Annotated in this window: 15 protein-coding genes; 12 read left to right on the top strand and 3 right to left on the bottom strand. The window is 45.7% G+C overall.

Features of this window, described 5'->3' with window-relative positions:
- The first annotated feature begins 251 nt into the window (after positions 1–251).
- The 7 genes from JGK22_RS16775 (at position 252) to JGK22_RS16740 (ending at position 8,321) form a co-directional block, all read left to right on the top strand.
- A complete protein-coding gene (locus JGK22_RS16775) occupies positions 252–686 on the top strand; it encodes a ferritin-like domain-containing protein (protein WP_293153590.1) in 435 nt (144 codons plus the stop codon).
- A gap of 391 nt (positions 687–1,077) precedes the next feature.
- A complete protein-coding gene (locus JGK22_RS16770; protein WP_293183827.1) occupies positions 1,078–2,028 on the top strand; it encodes an FTR1 family protein in 951 nt (316 codons plus the stop codon).
- Between the two features lie 1,299 nt (positions 2,029–3,327).
- The gene (locus tag JGK22_RS16765) at positions 3,328–4,080 is read left to right on the top strand and encodes a response regulator transcription factor (RefSeq protein ID WP_293186988.1); all 753 of its coding nucleotides are present in this window, start codon (positions 3,328–3,330) and stop codon (positions 4,078–4,080) included.
- 537 nt (positions 4,081–4,617) lie between these two features.
- Positions 4,618–5,655, top strand: coding sequence for a chlorophyll a/b binding light-harvesting protein (locus JGK22_RS16760; RefSeq protein WP_293208620.1), 1,038 nt, complete (start codon positions 4,618–4,620; stop codon positions 5,653–5,655).
- A 129-nt stretch (positions 5,656–5,784) separates the two neighbouring features.
- Positions 5,785–7,260, top strand: a complete 1,476-nt coding sequence (locus tag JGK22_RS16755) for a chlorophyll a/b binding light-harvesting protein (protein ID WP_363319259.1) — start codon at positions 5,785–5,787, stop codon at positions 7,258–7,260.
- Positions 7,261–7,366: 106 nt separating this feature from the next.
- Positions 7,367–7,720, top strand: a complete 354-nt coding sequence (locus tag JGK22_RS16745; protein ID WP_293186984.1) for a hypothetical protein — start codon at positions 7,367–7,369, stop codon at positions 7,718–7,720.
- An 85-nt stretch (positions 7,721–7,805) separates the two neighbouring features.
- Positions 7,806–8,321: a transcriptional repressor gene (locus tag JGK22_RS16740; protein ID WP_293186983.1), complete on the top strand. Its 516-nt coding sequence runs from the start codon at positions 7,806–7,808 to the stop codon at positions 8,319–8,321.
- 32 nt (positions 8,322–8,353) lie between these two features.
- Here the strand turns inward: JGK22_RS16740 and JGK22_RS16735 are convergent, their stop codons facing one another.
- The gene (locus tag JGK22_RS16735) at positions 8,354–9,205 is read right to left on the bottom strand and encodes an Npun_R2479 family HD domain-containing metalloprotein (protein ID WP_293186982.1); all 852 of its coding nucleotides are present in this window, start codon (positions 9,203–9,205) and stop codon (positions 8,354–8,356) included.
- A gap of 176 nt (positions 9,206–9,381) precedes the next feature.
- Entirely contained in the window at positions 9,382–9,585 is a 204-nt protein-coding gene (locus JGK22_RS16730; RefSeq protein WP_293218631.1) for a hypothetical protein, read from the bottom strand.
- A gap of 457 nt (positions 9,586–10,042) precedes the next feature.
- Between JGK22_RS16730 and rpsL the strand changes: the two genes are divergently transcribed.
- From rpsL to rpsJ, 5 genes are all read left to right on the top strand, one after another.
- Positions 10,043–10,429, top strand: a complete 387-nt coding sequence (gene rpsL, locus JGK22_RS16725) for a 30S ribosomal protein S12 (protein WP_293313234.1) — start codon at positions 10,043–10,045, stop codon at positions 10,427–10,429.
- A gap of 243 nt (positions 10,430–10,672) precedes the next feature.
- Positions 10,673–11,143 (top strand): 30S ribosomal protein S7, encoded by a 471-nt coding sequence (rpsG, locus tag JGK22_RS16720; protein WP_006632196.1) that lies wholly within the window; start codon positions 10,673–10,675, stop codon positions 11,141–11,143.
- 339 nt (positions 11,144–11,482) lie between these two features.
- Complete coding sequence (gene fusA / locus JGK22_RS16715) at positions 11,483–13,555, top strand: elongation factor G (protein WP_293186980.1); 2,073 nt, start codon at positions 11,483–11,485, stop codon at positions 13,553–13,555.
- Positions 13,556–13,656: 101 nt separating this feature from the next.
- The gene (tuf, locus tag JGK22_RS16710) at positions 13,657–14,886 is read left to right on the top strand and encodes an elongation factor Tu (RefSeq protein WP_293186979.1); all 1,230 of its coding nucleotides are present in this window, start codon (positions 13,657–13,659) and stop codon (positions 14,884–14,886) included.
- 268 nt (positions 14,887–15,154) lie between these two features.
- Positions 15,155–15,463 carry a 30S ribosomal protein S10 gene (rpsJ, locus tag JGK22_RS16705; RefSeq protein ID WP_265238410.1) on the top strand — a complete coding sequence of 103 codons (309 nt, stop codon included), beginning with the start codon at positions 15,155–15,157 and terminating at the stop codon, positions 15,461–15,463.
- 170 nt (positions 15,464–15,633) lie between these two features.
- Here rpsJ and JGK22_RS16700 read toward each other — a convergent pair whose 3' ends face one another.
- Positions 15,634–16,005 carry a PIN domain-containing protein gene (locus JGK22_RS16700; protein ID WP_293186978.1) on the bottom strand — a complete coding sequence of 124 codons (372 nt, stop codon included), beginning with the start codon at positions 16,003–16,005 and terminating at the stop codon, positions 15,634–15,636.
- Between the last annotated feature and the right edge of the window lie 103 nt (positions 16,006–16,108).

The following is a 16,108-nucleotide window of genomic DNA, read 5'->3' as shown; positions in this document are numbered from 1 at the left end:
GTGTGCATGTGGGGTTAAAAAATTCCTTTATTTCTGATAATTATAATAATTATCAGAAATGTCAAAAATGCTAAGTTAAAACGATGTACTGAGGGCGGGAGCGATCGATAACTTTTTCCTCTTCCAATCGAGACATTAGCCGCGTGACGGTAATCCGAGTTTTGCATTCGATATTGCTATATTGCTATTAAATTAAAAAATGTGATATTATGACAACTGCTCTTGACTGCATCTTAGATCGAAAATAGCAAATGAAAGAACTCGACGAGAAAAAAACCCAAGAACTGCTATGCACCATCATGGAATGGGAACTAGCAGGAGTAGTGCGCTACACCCACTATGCACTAATGGTGACAGGGCCAAACCGAATTCCCATCGTGCAGTTTTTTCAAGCACAAGCAACCGAATCCCTACTCCACGCCCAACAAGCCGGAGAAATTTTAACAGGTTTAGACGGACATCCCAGCCAAAAAATTGCCCCCATCGAAGAAACATACAAACACTCCATCAAAGACTTGTTGGAAGAAAGTTTAAATCACGAGAAAAAAGCGCTTAAAAAGTATAAATCCTTACTAGAAGTCGTCACAGACTCCAGCGTTTATCTCGAAGAATACGCCCGCACTCTAATTGGACAAGAAGAATTGCACCAAGTGGAACTCAAAAAAATGCTGCGGGATTACAGTTGATTTAGTCATTAGTCGTAGGGTGCGTCGGTACAAAGAATCACTCAAAAAAAATAGACAATCTCAAAGCGACGCACCTTACCATTCGTCATTGTCATTAGTTACTCCAGAACCGCCTTAAGAGTATCTATAGCGTATCTAGCTCTCATATTCGCGGACGTTGTTGGGAAGAGATCCCTATACGTTCAAGGGTTATAATAACCTGTCAGTCATACCTCATCTTTTTGAGAAAGGCTATAAGTCCTTCTCTTAGTTTCTATTCCTTCACGCCCTAGCGCTTACGCGCGGCTTCGCCTAACGCGCCTTCGCGGATCAATAAATTGATATTCTGCCAGCGCTAAAATAAAAGTTGCTAAAGACTAAACACTAACTACAAATTAGCAGTTATCAAAAAATGAACTTTACTGAAGCCATCCCAACCTTTGTAATTACTCTCCGTGAAGGCGTAGAAGCCGCCTTAGTCGTCGGAATTGTCCTAGCTTGCTTGAAAAAAGCCGACCAAACTCACCTCAATTCTTGGGTTTATGCAGGTATCGCAGCCGGCATTGCTGCTAGCGGTTTTGTCGGTGTTTTATTCAATGGATTGCTCGCAGCACTATCAACATCAAATCAGCCTTACGCACCCGTAATTAAACAGCTATTAGAAGGCGTATTGGGAATTTTTGCGATCGCCATGCTAAGCTGGATGCTAATTTGGATGACTCAGCAAGCCCGCTTTCTCAAAGCCGAAGTTGAAGGCGCACTTACCGCAGCTTTAAAATCAAACACGAATGCTGGCTGGGGCGTATTCGGCTTGATTTTTATCGCCGTACTTCGCGAAGGTTTTGAAACAGTTATATTTATCAGCGCTCAATTTCAACAAGGTTTAACTCCAGCTTTAGGTGCTGTGGGCGGTTTGCTTGGGGCTGCAATCATTGGTTCCCTAATTTTTAAATGGGGTGTCAAAATCGATATCCGCCAGTTTTTCAAATTTATGGGAATCTTATTATTGCTAATCGTCGCCGGTTTAGCAGTCTCTGCACTCAAACATTTTGACGCCTCCGCTGCCATTTTGTCCCAGACGGATAGCCAGTATGCAGCAATTTGTGTTTTTTACGATCGCACTGCACAACTCCACTCTTGTATTTTAGGCCCGATGGTGTGGAATGTAGCGGGAGTTTTGCCCGATCGACAATTTCCGGGAGTGATTCTCAAAGCGCTCTTTGGATACCGCGATCGAATCTATCTTTTGCAAGCTGTTGGTTATACAATATTCTTACTAACAGTCGGCGGTCTTTACTTCCAAAAATTAACCCCTCAACCGACTCTTCCTACCAAAAATACTCAGCCTGCTCCCCCTCAGTAGCCTTAGCCTTGCTAGCAGTTTTTATCCTTTGCTTGGCTGCTCCAAGGGCGATGTTCAGTTGACAGTTGACAGTTGACAGTTGACAGTTGACAGTTGACAGTTGACAGTTGACAAAGGAAGGAAGAGGATTGGAGTAATGAATCGTCTTCTTTTGATTTCTCAAGGGCGATCGGGCGGGCGGGCTTTCAACCAATTCTTTATGGTAAAAAAATAATTGAAAAAAAATCACCCCAAATTTTCAGGTTGCGGGATTGATTGTTTGACTTATGTATGATACTATTTGATAATGGGAATATTTTTTATTTTTTTGATAAATACTTATATTTCAATTATTAAATTATACAGTCAATAGCCCTGAAAAGCAAGTGGCAATCCTCAAAAAAAAGAAAGTTTTTTAACTAAACTTAACAAAATTTTAAAAGTTAACAGTTAGCCGTTAACAGATGTCTCAAAGACCGGGCTTAAGTGGTACAGCATTTAAGCAGTATATTTCAATGACCCGTTATCGAGTCGCCAAATCCTCTATCCGAATTCCCCTATATGGGTCGATCGCCACAGACAATCTCTGGCACCCGCAGTAGCTTACCCTTAGCGCCATTGCCTGAAGTCGCAGGCAAACCCAGAAGAAACAGGAAGCTGTTCTTGCCGGCAAAAAATCGACTCCCAGCAAGATTTTTGGCGAACAGTTTTCTGATATGCGCTCAAGAGGGCTTATAATTAGTACAAGAATATTTACAGAACCCTAAAAGTTCTTAATGAACCTTATAATCCTTAGTCAGGAACTCCGAGGCTCAAGCCACTGAGCTTGTAAGAAATTGCAAGCTGTTCTGACCAGACCCCTCTTGGGAGGAGACGTTATTTAGGTCACGACACCGGCGAATGCGACGCCAGTTTTCCGCTCTGTCACCTGCGATTAAACAGTTTTAAAGTCACTGAAACAGTGTCGCAGGTCTAACAAGCCTTTATAACCAGGTCGAGGCGAACATTACCCCGGAAGGGAGGCTCCATCAGGAGCGAACATTATGCGTACAGGGTTGCAAGATTTGAGATGGTAATTGTCCCATTGAAAGTACATTACAAAAGTACACCAGACTCTTGCAACTCCAAGGCGGTAATGGTAAAGATTCAAGGCGGTTGAAATCGCCTGGTCATTTTCCTCTCAGGTCTTTCATACCCTGAGTTTCCCACTTACCGAGTTTTTTTATGAAGCTTAAAATTAAAAAATTGCTCCTTAAAGTTACCTGGAACCCCCAGAAGGCTGTAGCCTCCGCCATCTGGTTAGCGGTGAGATAAATGATGATGCCTCGGATACTTGTTATTGATGATGACGCGGCGATCGCCGAACTCGTAGCCGTCAACCTAGAAATGGCTGGCTACGAAGTCACCCAGGCAGAAGACGGCATCAAAGGTCAGGCACTAGCAATACAAATGCTCCCCGACCTGATCATGCTAGACCTGATGCTGCCTAGAGTAGACGGATTCACAGTGTGTCAGCGATTGCGGCGTGACGATCGCACCGCCGACATACCCGTCTTGATGTTGACAGCCTTAAGTCAAACTCAAGATAAAGTAGAAGGCTTCAACTCCGGCGCCGACGATTACCTGACCAAACCCTTTGAACTAGAAGAAATGCTGGCACGAGTGCGAGCCTTGCTGAGGCGCACAGACCGCATCCCCCAAGCTGCCAAACACTCAGAAATCCTGAATTACGGCCCGCTAACTCTTGTCCCCGAAAGGTTTGAAGCTGTTTGGTACGTTAATACCGTCAAACTGACTCACCTAGAGTTCGAGTTGTTGCACTGCTTGCTCCAGCGCCACGGTCAGACAGTCTCTCCCAGCGAAATTCTCAAAGAAGTCTGGGGTTACGACCCCGATGACGATATCGAAACAATTCGCGTACACATCAGACACCTGAGAACCAAGATGGAACCCGATCCCCGCCATCCTCGGTACATCAAAACCGTATACGGCGCGGGTTATTGCCTGGAGTTGCCCAGCAACGAGCAAGTAGCCGAGGAAAGCAGATCATCGGAAAGCAAATCATCTGCTTGAGCTAGCGTGTCCGATGCCACAAGCAGTTAAAAATCTAACTAGAAAAGCCTGAGAGCAAACGCTCTCAGGCTTTGTTGTTTAGAGTTTGAGATGAATATGCCAACAAGTAGCGATTAACTCTCTTGATTCAGAAAAAAACAATCCCGCACCCCTTCTAGCCCCACTTTTATCAAGCTTGCCCAGAAGAAAGTACCGAATTTCTTTTGCCACCTTGTCTTTTCCGAGAGGATTAGATAGCTACTTAAACAAAACTCTACCTTTACTAAGACTATTTGTCAATAAATTTATAAATCTTGCTCTAAATTTTATTCTGCCCAACCGGAGGAAAAGTTCTTATTGTAGCTCAAAACCAATTGTAGACTTGGTTTTACGATATTTTAAACGGCTGTGTTACATATCTTAACTAAAATAAGTGAAAAACTTTATCAAATAGCCCTTGACGAAACTTCTAAAATTGTTGATTATCTATATCAATAAGCCGCACAAGCTTAAGACTCAATTGACATCTTTCTCAAGAGGTAACTCGCCGTGACAAGCATGGCCAAAAAATCCTTCCCAGCCCAAGGAGAAACCTATCCCTGGTGGGCCGGCAACGCCCGCTTAATCAACCTTTCGGGTCGTTTGCTAGGTGCTCACGTCGCCCAAGCCGGCCTCATCGTCCTCTGGGCGGGAGCCTATACCCTGTTTGAGCTTTCCCGCTTCAACCCAGAATTGCCCATGTACGAACAAGGCTTAATTCTGCTGCCCAACCTAGCCAGACTTGGCTTGGGTGTCGGAGCCGGAGGCAAAATTGTTGATACCTATCCGTACTTTCAGATTGGTGTCATTCATCTAATCAGCTCAGCCTTTCTCGGCTTCGGTGGCATCTTCCACTCCCTCAAAGGAGAAGCCACCCTCGAAGAAAAAACTCCTTTCTTCGGCTACAGATGGGAAGACAAAGAAAAAATGACCACAATTTTAGGCATCCACCTAGTTTTGTTAGGTATCGGAGCCTTCTTATTGGTGGCCAAAGCAATGTATTTCGGTGGTTTGTATGATACCACGATCGGGCAAGTGCGGGTGATTTCGGAACCCACATTCGACCCAACTGTGATTTTCGGCTACCTATTCGGCGCAGGTGGCAAAAACTGGATTGCCTCCGTCAACAACCTCGAAGATGTTGTCGGCGGCCATATGTGGGTAGGAATTCTCTGCATAATCGGCGGGTTGTGGCACATTCGCACTCAGCCTTTTGCTTGGACAGAAAACCTGTTCGTCTGGTCAGGAGAAGCTTATCTCTCCTACAGTCTTGGCGCTTTAGCCTTAATGGGTTTCATCGCCGCCTACTTTGTCTCAGTCAACACCCTGGTTTACCCAGTAGAATTCTTCGGCCCAGCCTTAAAAATTGGCATCCAGCAATATCCCTATTTCGATAGTGGAGAAGTTTTGACTTCTCGAACTTGGCTGGCAAATTCTCACTTCTGGTTAGCCTTCTTCTTCTTGCAAGGACATATTTGGCACGCCCTCCGAGCAGCGGGATTTGACTTCCGCAAAGGCGAAGTCGTCAACCAAGTTGCAGCGAATGCAGCGAGTTAACCCAGAATTTACGCGCGGGGGTCAAAAACCCGGTTTCTGCACCAACATTTCTCGAAAAAAGCGACGACTTTTGTGAGAAACCGGGTTTTTTGGGCAACTCCAATTCACCGAAATTAGAGGAAAGCGAAAATGCAAGCAATAGCTGAACCGAATTTAAAACCAGAACCGGAAAAGCCAGAAAACGAGTACGGCTGGTGGGCTGGTAACGCCCGTTTCACAGAATTTTCAGGACGAATTTTAGGAGCTCACGTCGCTCACGCAGGTTTGATTGTACTCTGGGCCGGGGCGATGACCCTGTTTGAAATTTCCAATTTCAACCCACAGCAGCCCATGTACGACCAAGGTTTAATCCTGCTGCCGCATTTGGCAAGTTTGGGTTTGGGAGTAGGTAAAGGTGGTCAAATTGTTGATATCTATCCCTATTTTGCGATCGGAGTTGTGCATTTAATTAGCTCCGCAGTTCTTGGTGCCGGCGGCCTTTATCATTCCTTGCTCGGCCCGAAAGTATTGCCACAAAACAACACTTTCTTTGGTTCCTTCGGCTACGACTGGGAAGACAAAGATAAGATGACCAGCATCATCGGCATTCACCTATTACTATTAGGTGCTGGTGCTTGGCTGCTAGTCGCAAAAGCCTTATTTTGGGGAGGTCTTTACGATCCCCACGTCGCAGATGTACGAATAATTAGCGAACCAACCCTCAATCCCGCCCGCATTTTTAGCTATCTCTTGCCCGTACAAGGCCCGGAAGGAATGGCAGCAGTTGACAACTTAGAAGATGTTGTGGGCGGTCACATTTATGTCGGCTTGCTCTGCATCATTGGCGGTTTCTGGCATATCTTCACCAAGCCTTTTGCCTGGGCCCAGCGAGTGTTGTTTTGGTCGGGAGAAGCTTACCTTTCTTACAGTTTGGGCGCTTTGGCTTACATGGGCTTTTTGGCTGCCTACTTTGTGACAGTAAACGACACTGTTTATCCAGAGGTTTTCTACGGCCCTGTGGGTTTAACCGGCCCGGAAGCCACAGTAGTTTCTTCGCGGACTTGGCAGGCAACAAGCCACTTTATCTTAGCGATTTTGGCGCTTTCCGGTCATATTTGGCACGCCCTGCGGGTACGGACAAAAGCAGCAGGATTTGATTTTCGATCGGGCGAATTTGTAACGGCAACTCCTGCTATGGTTCCAGTTGCAAGTGCAACGACAACCGTAAGTTTTTCTGACACGACTGTAACTTTTTTGCGGAATTTGCCGATTTACCGCAAGGGATTGTCTCCCATAGTCAGGGGATTAGAAGTTAGCTTGGCTCACGGCTATTTCCTGGTAGGAGCTTTTGCAGTATTGCTGCCTTTACAAGAAAAAGGTTTAGCACCTCTGGCAGGATTGCTGGCAACTCTGGCATTAGTCTTGATTTTGGCAATAGGCCTCTCGATTTACGAGAATCGGAACATCGAAGCAGGTAAAGTTCTTTACTGGCACAAAACGCCGGAAGATTGGAGTTTATTCCGGGGCGGTTTTGTGATCGGAGGTACGAGCGGAGCTTTCCTTGCTTATTTGCTGCTAGACAATTTTGCTGGCATTGATGCAATTTTCCGAGGTGTTGTGAACTGAACTCAAAATAGAATCTGAATCGAATTTAAGCAAGAAATTAGAACTTTGTTTCTTGCTTAAATTGGCTCATTTCTGGATTTGTGTGTACTGTTGAGAAAATCACCCTATGACTGTTTTTATTTGCTGTTTCTGTATCGGGACTTTGATGGTTCTGTTTTTGTGGAGTATTTCGGTAGCGCTGCGAGAAGGATTCTATCAAATTCGGCGACTGCATCAAATTCCGTGTTCGGATTGCGAGTTTTTTACTAATGACTACCGTCTCAAGTGTACCGTGCGGCCGTGTGTTGCTTGTACTGAAGATGCGATCGGCTGTACCGACTTTGAACCGAAAACTTGTTTTGCCAATTCTTGTCAACAACATTGCTCTAAGCTTCATAAACCTTACACAGAAATACCGACAACTAATCCTTCAGTTACACCTTTAGCAAGAGGGAAAAGCGGCTATAGCCCTCAATTATGAATTGCGAACAATTTGTAGGGGTAGTGCCCCCGTGCCTACCCTCCTCTCCTCTCCTAGATAACTAAATCCTTCTGCCTTCACAAATATGAATTTATACAGTGCTAACTCACTCAAAGTCGAACTCAACCAGAGGGGCTGTCGCCTGACTCCCCAGCGAGAAACTATTTTAAGCGTCTTTCAAAATCTACGGCAAGGCAATCATTTGAGTGCAGAAGAGTTATATAAAACTTTACAGAGTCAAGGAGAAAAAATTGGCTTATCTACTGTATATAGAACATTGCATTTATTAGCCAGAATTGGGATTTTGCGCGAACTAGAATTAGCAGAAGGACACAAACATTATGAACTAAATTTGCCTGAATTACACCACCATCATCACCTGGTTTGCATTCAGTGTCACAAGACTTTTGAATTTAGCGATGAATCGATTTTTAAAATTGGGAAAAAGCAAGTTGAAAAAGCTGGTGTAGAATTGCTGGATTGTCAGTTAACTGTGCGTGCTGTTTGTTTTGAAGCGCTGCGGGAGGGATGGCCTTCTTTGATACCTAGCAATTGGTTATGTCCTCAATACCATTCGGAAATGGAGAGTGAAGTTCTTTAGGGGCGGTGGCTGTGAGCTCCCGCCCTTGGCAATCAAGCAACCTCTGAATCGAAACGTTGGTGTTCCATCCGAAATACGTTGGCGTACAAACTAGCAACAATCTGTTTGCCTTCCTGGGTCAACTGCAAATAACCGAGAGATTCGCTAATGTGAGGATAAATTCCACTCCAGTAAAACTTAGAGTAGCTTTGGAGCAAGTCGCCCGGATGTCGGTATCCCAAAACTTTAGTAGCACCGCTTTCTTCCAATTCGTAAAACAGCGCGCCAATTTTTTGTAAATATTGTGGGTTGCTGAGCTGACCTATCAAGTCAGCACCGCGAACTAAACTAGAATAATTACCTGCATCTTGGTCAATGTTGCCGTCAAGCACCGAGAAACGAGTCTGTTCTATGTTCTGCTTGATTATCTCAGCATTAATTAGCTTGTGGTTGCCGAAGCGCTCGTCAATGAATAGTTTTGCTCTGTCAACTCGGTAAGGAGATAAACTAGCCGCTGTTGCACCAGGAGCAAGTGCAATTCTCATGCCATCTTTTCCGGTAGCATACAATCCTGCTGATGCTTGGTCTTCTCGGCAAACTCCTTTGACATATCCGATATCTTGGCACAGCAAAGAAATGATGAAGTGCAGCCAATTTTCACACGAGACTCCGCCCTTGCGAATGTGTTTTCCCCGCAAAATTTCTTGACCGACCAAGGTAATACAAATGGCGTGTTCTGTATTGTGATAAAGAGCGTCGCTGCTGGCAATGTTTTCTAACGCCATTGCCCCCACCCAGGCAATAATGTCGGCATAGTCGGATTTGTAGCCTCCGTAAGTGCGACTATATCCATTTTCTAGTTGTTTGATGAAAGCTTCGATCAGCAGTTCTGTAGAATTAAACATACCCTGTCCTTTTCCTTGAATATTGCCTGTCAAGTGTGGTGAGTCTTATTTGAGTCTCTATATAATATAATTTATATATGATTTTATGGATGAGATTTTAACTCAAAACTGAAAACTCACTCACCTGCGTTGTTGGCGCTTGCCTTTGGAGGTAATATCAACACTCCAAACGCCACTTAGTCCATGACTAAAAGCCATCCCCGTCGGACTGCATAGAGCAGTCTGCTAACAATTTTTAGCTCGTCTGAACTTTTTAAACTCTCAGAATTAATTTCGTATTGAATTTGGTGGAACACCGTCCGATCTATCTTACCGGATTTCCAAATATTCAAGTAAAGTTCGGAAATTGTACTTTCAGGAATATAAGTTTTGGTTTTCATCTGCGCTCAACTAAATGTATATTGCTTATTATCAGGTAATTTTATATAACTTTATGTGATGTCGATCTCTCTGAGGCTGTGATGCGAGCGGCTGTGATGCGATCGCACGGTAGAGTTGATGGGCGTCTCCGAAAAATGGTGGTTCGATATTTCGCGCGATCGATTTTGCACCACTGCTGTGACCCTTTTCAAAGTTGGGCTTCAATATATAATGCCACATATGTATTGGTACGACGGGCGATCGCCGCATCCCAACTTCGAGCAAACAAGCAAGAAAGTTCGCCCGCCGTGGAAATTTCTTGCCAAAAAAACTCGAGTCGTGTACTATATAGAGTCTGGTATCCTCACTTACCCATAATTATTTTCATTTATCCCGTCCCCACACAGGGGAAGGGACTTTCAGTGCGGATGCCGCCAAATCACTATATTCAGCAAAAAGCTAGAAATGCCGTAACTCATGCCCACTATTCAGCAACTCATCCGTTCAGCACGGGAACAAACGCAGAAAAAAACCAAATCGCCAGCTCTCAAGAGTTGCCCCCAGCGCCGCGGAGTTTGCACCAGAGTGTACACGACCACCCCGAAAAAACCCAACTCGGCGCTGCGGAAAGTGGCTCGGGTACGGCTGACCTCTGGTTTTGAAGTGACAGCCTACATCCCCGGCATCGGTCACAACTTGCAAGAACATTCGGTAGTAATGATTCGAGGCGGTCGGGTAAAAGATTTACCTGGAGTTAGATACCACATCATTCGCGGTACATTAGACACTGCCGGCGTGAAAGACCGCAAGCAAGGTCGTTCAAAATATGGGGCGAAGCGTCCTAAAGCAACAGTTGACAGTTGACAGTTGACAGTTGACAGTTGACAGTTTAAGAGCGACCTCTACCTAGAAGGAAGAGGATTGGAGTAATGAATAGTCTGATTTTAACTTCTCCCTCACTCGTGTTCCGGCTTTCAACCAATTCTTTCTGGTAACTCGCATCCTTGAGGGGTGGAAAAGCCAAACTTTCGATCGTCCGCGATCGATAATATCTGAGTTCAAAACCCCAAATTCAATCATTCAAAATCAAAAATCCCAAATAGAACTATGTCTCGCCGCACAGTTATTCAAAAACGTCCAGTTCCTCCAGATCCAACCTACAACAGCCGGTTGGTAAGCATGATGGTGAGACGGATCATGCAGCACGGCAAAAAATCCGTGGCCTCCAGCATAGTCTACGACGCCCTGAAAACCATCCAAGAACGCACAGGAGCTGAACCGTTAGACTTGTTTGAAAAAGCAGTCAAAAACGCTACACCCCTGGTAGAAGTCAAAGCCCGCCGGGTAGGTGGCGCTACATACCAAGTGCCGATGGAAGTACGTTCCGATCGCGGAACCACCCTCGCACTCCGTTGGCTGATCAGATTTGCCCGCGCCCGCACAGGCCGCTCGATGGCTGCCAAGCTGGCTAACGAACTGATGGATGCAGCCAACGAAACAGGCAGTGCTATTCGCAAGCGCGAAGAAACACACCGTATGGCAGAAGCTAACAAGGCTTTTGCTCACTACCGTTACTAATTGCCAAATCGTCGGGCATGGAGAAGAGGTCGATCGCGCGGCATAAAAGCATCGGGCGATCAATTGAAAAGTGTAAATTTTGAGTATTGAGATTGCTTCTCCAGGGACAATGCTGCCGGCCATTCGTGAAGCAAACTCAAAACTCCCAAAGTAAAAATTCACCCGGTCTCTGAATCCTCCATGTCGCATCCTTAATATTTTTGTAAACAAATGTTGCAAAAAATATTAAAATGTAACAATACGCTCCATATACTTATGTTCTAAGTCGGTAGCGATGGCAAACAAAGTTATTATGTAGTATAGTTGTATTATAGCAACACAAACTCCAAGGAGGTAGCTGTGGCACGTATCGTCCCGCTAGAGAAAACTCGCAACATCGGCATCGCCGCCCACATTGACGCGGGCAAAACAACAACAACAGAAAGAATTCTGTTCTATTCTGGCATGGTTCACAAAATGGGTGAAGTGCACGATGGAACAACAATTATGGACACGATGGCGCAAGAGCGAGAGCGGGGAATTACGATTACTGCTGCCGCTATCACCACCACTTGGAAAGAGCACAAAATCAACATCATCGACACTCCCGGACACGTAGACTTCACTATCGAAGTAGAACGTTCCATGCGAGTGCTTGACGGAGTGATCGCAGTATTCTGCTCGGTAGGTGGAGTGCAACCACAATCGGAAACAGTTTGGCGACAAGCCGATCGGTATAAAGTACCGCGAATCGTGTTTGTCAACAAAATGGATCGGATGGGCGCGAACTTCTACAAAGTCTATGCTCAAATTTGCGATCGGATGAGAGCGAACGCTGTACCCATCCAAATCCCGATCGGCAGTGAGGAAAACTTCCGGGGAATTGTAGACATAGTGCAAATGAAAGCCTATATCTACAAGAACAACACGGGCACTGATATCGAGGAAGTAGAAATCCCCGATGAAGTCCAAGAGCTAGCGGCCCAATATCGCACCAAGCTGATCGAATCCGTAGCAGAAACCAGCGACGCCCTTACCGAGAAATACCTCGAAGGTGTAGAACTAACCGAAGACGAAATCCGTTTGGCCCTGCGCCACGGTACTGTCCAAGGTACGATCGTCCCCATGCTGTGCGGTTCGGCATTCAAAAACAAAGGCGTTCAGTTGTTGTTGGATGCAGTCATCGACTATCTGCCGTCGCCCTTGGAAGTTCCCCCAATTCAAGGACTCCTACCCAACGGCGACACCGCAGAGCGCTTTGCCGACGACAACGCCCCGCTGTCAGCTCTGGCATTCAAAATCATGGCAGACCCCTACGGTCGCCTGACCTTCCTCCGCGTTTACTCCGGTGTCCTCAAAAAAGGTAGCTACGTCCTCAACTCCACCAAAGACAAAAAAGAGCGGGTTTCTCGCCTAATTGTACTCAAAGCGGACGATCGGATAGACGTAGAAGAACTCCGCGCCGGAGACTTGGGAGCAGCCTTGGGTCTGAAAGACACCTTCACCGGTGACACCATCTGTGAAGAAGGCTCCGAAGTGATTCTGGAGTCCCTGTTTATTCCAGAACCAGTCATCTCGGTAGCGGTGGAACCCAAAACCAAACAAGACATGGAGAAGCTCTCCAAAGCCCTCCAGTCACTCTCCGAAGAAGACCCCACCTTCCGAGTCAACGTTGACCCAGAAACCAATCAGACAGTCATCGCCGGCATGGGAGAACTGCACTTGGAAATTTTGGTAGACAGGATGCTGCGCGAATTCAAAGTAGAAGCCAACGTCGGTCAGCCGCAAGTAGCCTACCGCGAAACCATTCGCAAATCCGTCCGCGCCGAAGGTAAATTTATCCGCCAAAGCGGCGGTAAAGGTCAGTACGGTCACGTGGTGATCGAACTAGAACCTGCTGAAGAGGGAACCGGCTTTGAATTTGTCTCCAAAATTGTCGGTGGCACTGTACCGAAAGAGTACATCAATCCGGCAGCACAAGGGATGAAAGAAGCCTGCGAATCAGGTATTCTAGCAGGATATCCCGTGATCGACCTCAGAGCTACTATGGTAGACGGGTCTTTCCACGATGTAGACTCTTCAGAAATGGCATTCAAGATCGCCGGTTCAATGGCAATCAAAGAAGCCGTGATGAAGGCGTCGCCTGTGCTGCTAGAGCCTATGATGAAGGTAGAGGTTGAAGTTCCCGAAGATTACATCGGGAACGTCATCGGAGACCTCAACTCGCGTCGGGGTCAGATCGAAGGTCAAGAGACGGATCAGGGAATTGCCAAAGTTTCTGTAAAGGTTCCACTAGCAGAAATGTTCGGTTACGCTACTGACATCCGCTCCAAAACCCAAGGTCGAGGCATCTTCACAATGGAATTCAGCCATTACGAAGAAGTGCCGCGAAATGTGGCTGAAGCCATTATCGCTAAGAACAAAGGGAACTAATGATTTAAGGTTTTAGATTTTGGATTTTGGATTGAATCCAAAATCTAGAATCTAAAATCTCAAGTCTAAAATCGCTAAAAAAAACAAGGAACAAATCGAGAATGGCACGCGCAAAATTTGAACGGACTAAACCCCACGTAAACATCGGCACAATCGGTCACGTTGACCACGGCAAAACAACTTTGACCGCGGCGATTACGATGACTCTCTCTGCACTAGGTCAAGCAAAGGCTAAGAACTACGCCGACATCGACGCTGCGCCCGAAGAAAAAGCACGGGGTATTACGATTAATACCGCTCACGTAGAATACGAAACCACAGGTCGTCACTACGCCCACGTGGATTGCCCCGGACACGCTGACTATGTGAAAAACATGATCACCGGTGCTGCTCAAATGGACGGCGGCATCCTAGTAGTGTCAGCGGCAGACGGCCCCATGCCTCAAACTCGCGAACACATCCTGCTAGCTAAGCAAGTTGGTGTTCCCAGCTTGGTTGTCTTCTTGAACAAGGAAGACATGGTGGATGACGCTGAACTGTTGGAACTGGTAGAACTGGAAGTTCGCGAACTTTTGAGCTCTTACGATTTTCCTGGCGATGACATTCCCATCGTGACTGGTTCTGGCTTGAAAGCTCTCGAAGCGATGCTTGCTAACCCCAAAACCAAGCAGGGCGAAAATGAGTGGATTGACAAGATTTACAAGCTGATGGAAGCAGTAGATGCTTACATCCCTACTCCAGAACGCGAAATTGACAAGCCTTTCTTGATGGCAGTTGAAGACGTATTCTCGATTACTGGTCGGGGTACTGTGGCTACTGGTCGGATTGAGCGCGGCAGTGTCAAAGTAGGCGAAACTGTCGAAGTGATTGGTCTTAAGGACACTCGCAGCACTACGGTGACTGGTGTGGAAATGTTCACTAAGTCCTTGGATGAAGGCTTGGCCGGCGACAACGTGGGTCTACTCCTCCGGGGTATTTTGAAGGCTGATATTGAAAGAGGCATGGTAATTGCCAAGCCAAAATCCATCAGTCCTCACACTCAGTTTGAATCTGAAGTTTACATTCTGAAGAAGGAAGAAGGCGGCCGTCACACGCCATTTTTCTCTGGCTACCGCCCTCAATTCTACGTCCGTACAACTGACGTAACCGGTACAATCATGCAGTTCACTGCTGATGACGGTTCGGAAGCTGAAATGGTGATGCCTGGTGACCGGATCAAAATGACTGTAGATCTGATTCACCCGATCGCGATCGAACAAGGAATGCGCTTCGCAATTCGCGAAGGCGGCCGCACCGTCGGCGCCGGCGTTGTTTCCAAAATCCTCAAGTAGGAATCCGCTAACAGCCCTGATAGCAGAAAAGCCACCAAATGTCAATAGGCTTTTCTGCTATTTAGTGAGTAGTTAGTAGTTATTGGTTAGTAGTTATTGGTTAGTAGTTAGTGGTTAGTAGTTATTGGTTGGTAGTTATTGATTAAATATTCGATAATAAAGAACAAATAACAAGTAACAAAGAACAAATAACAAGTAACAAAGAACAAATAACAAAGAACAAAAAATAAACAGAACCTAGAAAATTAAAGAAACCAAAATGGCAGCTATCCCACAACAAAAAATTCGCATTCGCCTCAAAGCTTTCGATCGCCGAATTCTCGACGCATCTTGTGAAAAGATTGTAGATACAGCAAATCGGACAGCAGCTACTGCGATCGGCCCGATTCCCCTACCGACAAAACGACGGATTTATTGCTTGCTGCGATCGCCCCACGTAGACAAAGATTCTCGCGAACACTTTGAAACCCGCACGCACCGTCGCATTATCGACATTCACCAGCCTTCTGCTAAAACAATTGACGCTTTGATGAAATTGGATTTGCCAGCCGGCGTAGATATTGAAGTCAAGCTGTAGATTGACAGTTTGGGAAATAACAAGAGAAGGAACAATGGAAAAATACATTGTTCCTTTTTTTTATCAAATTCTTTAAGTTACAATCCTCAGTATTGATTCACCAAAGCAGAATTTATTTCTGGAGAATTCCGGCGCAATGCTTTGTAACCGTTATTTTATTATAAATCCCATCACCAGATAATAGAGATGACACCTGAAGCCGTAATATTTCGATCGCACGTCAACAACGCAACAGTTTCACCTCGCTCTTGCAAAATCATTGCGGTTGCGACAATTTGGCGATCGTGCATTTCATTAATGTTCAATAAGCTGAGCGTTCGATCGACGATAGTTCGATCGAGTGGATAAACTGTGATTCTGGAATCGCTATTAATCACATTAAACAAGGCATTTACAGATGGAATTGATGTTTTTCCCCGCTCTACAATCCATGCAGCTTCAGCAAGAGCGATCGCGGGTAGAACAAGCTGACTGTCCAAATTAGAAAGAATGGCTTGGGCTTGAGTCCCCAATCTTTGATTTCCTTCGAGAAACCAAATCAATGCGTGGGTTTGAAACTGTAACTTAATTTATGGACAAAGCTACCCATCCTTGACTATTTGGGTAGCTTTGTCCGCAACTCGGGCGATCGCACGAGACTATTTG

Source organism: Microcoleus sp. PH2017_08_TRC_O_A, from assembly GCF_020738665.1.
Taxonomy (GTDB): domain Bacteria; phylum Cyanobacteriota; class Cyanobacteriia; order Cyanobacteriales; family Microcoleaceae; genus Microcoleus.
The sequence above is the reverse complement of the archived record's forward strand: the minus strand, read 5'-3'. Positions and strand labels throughout refer to the sequence as shown.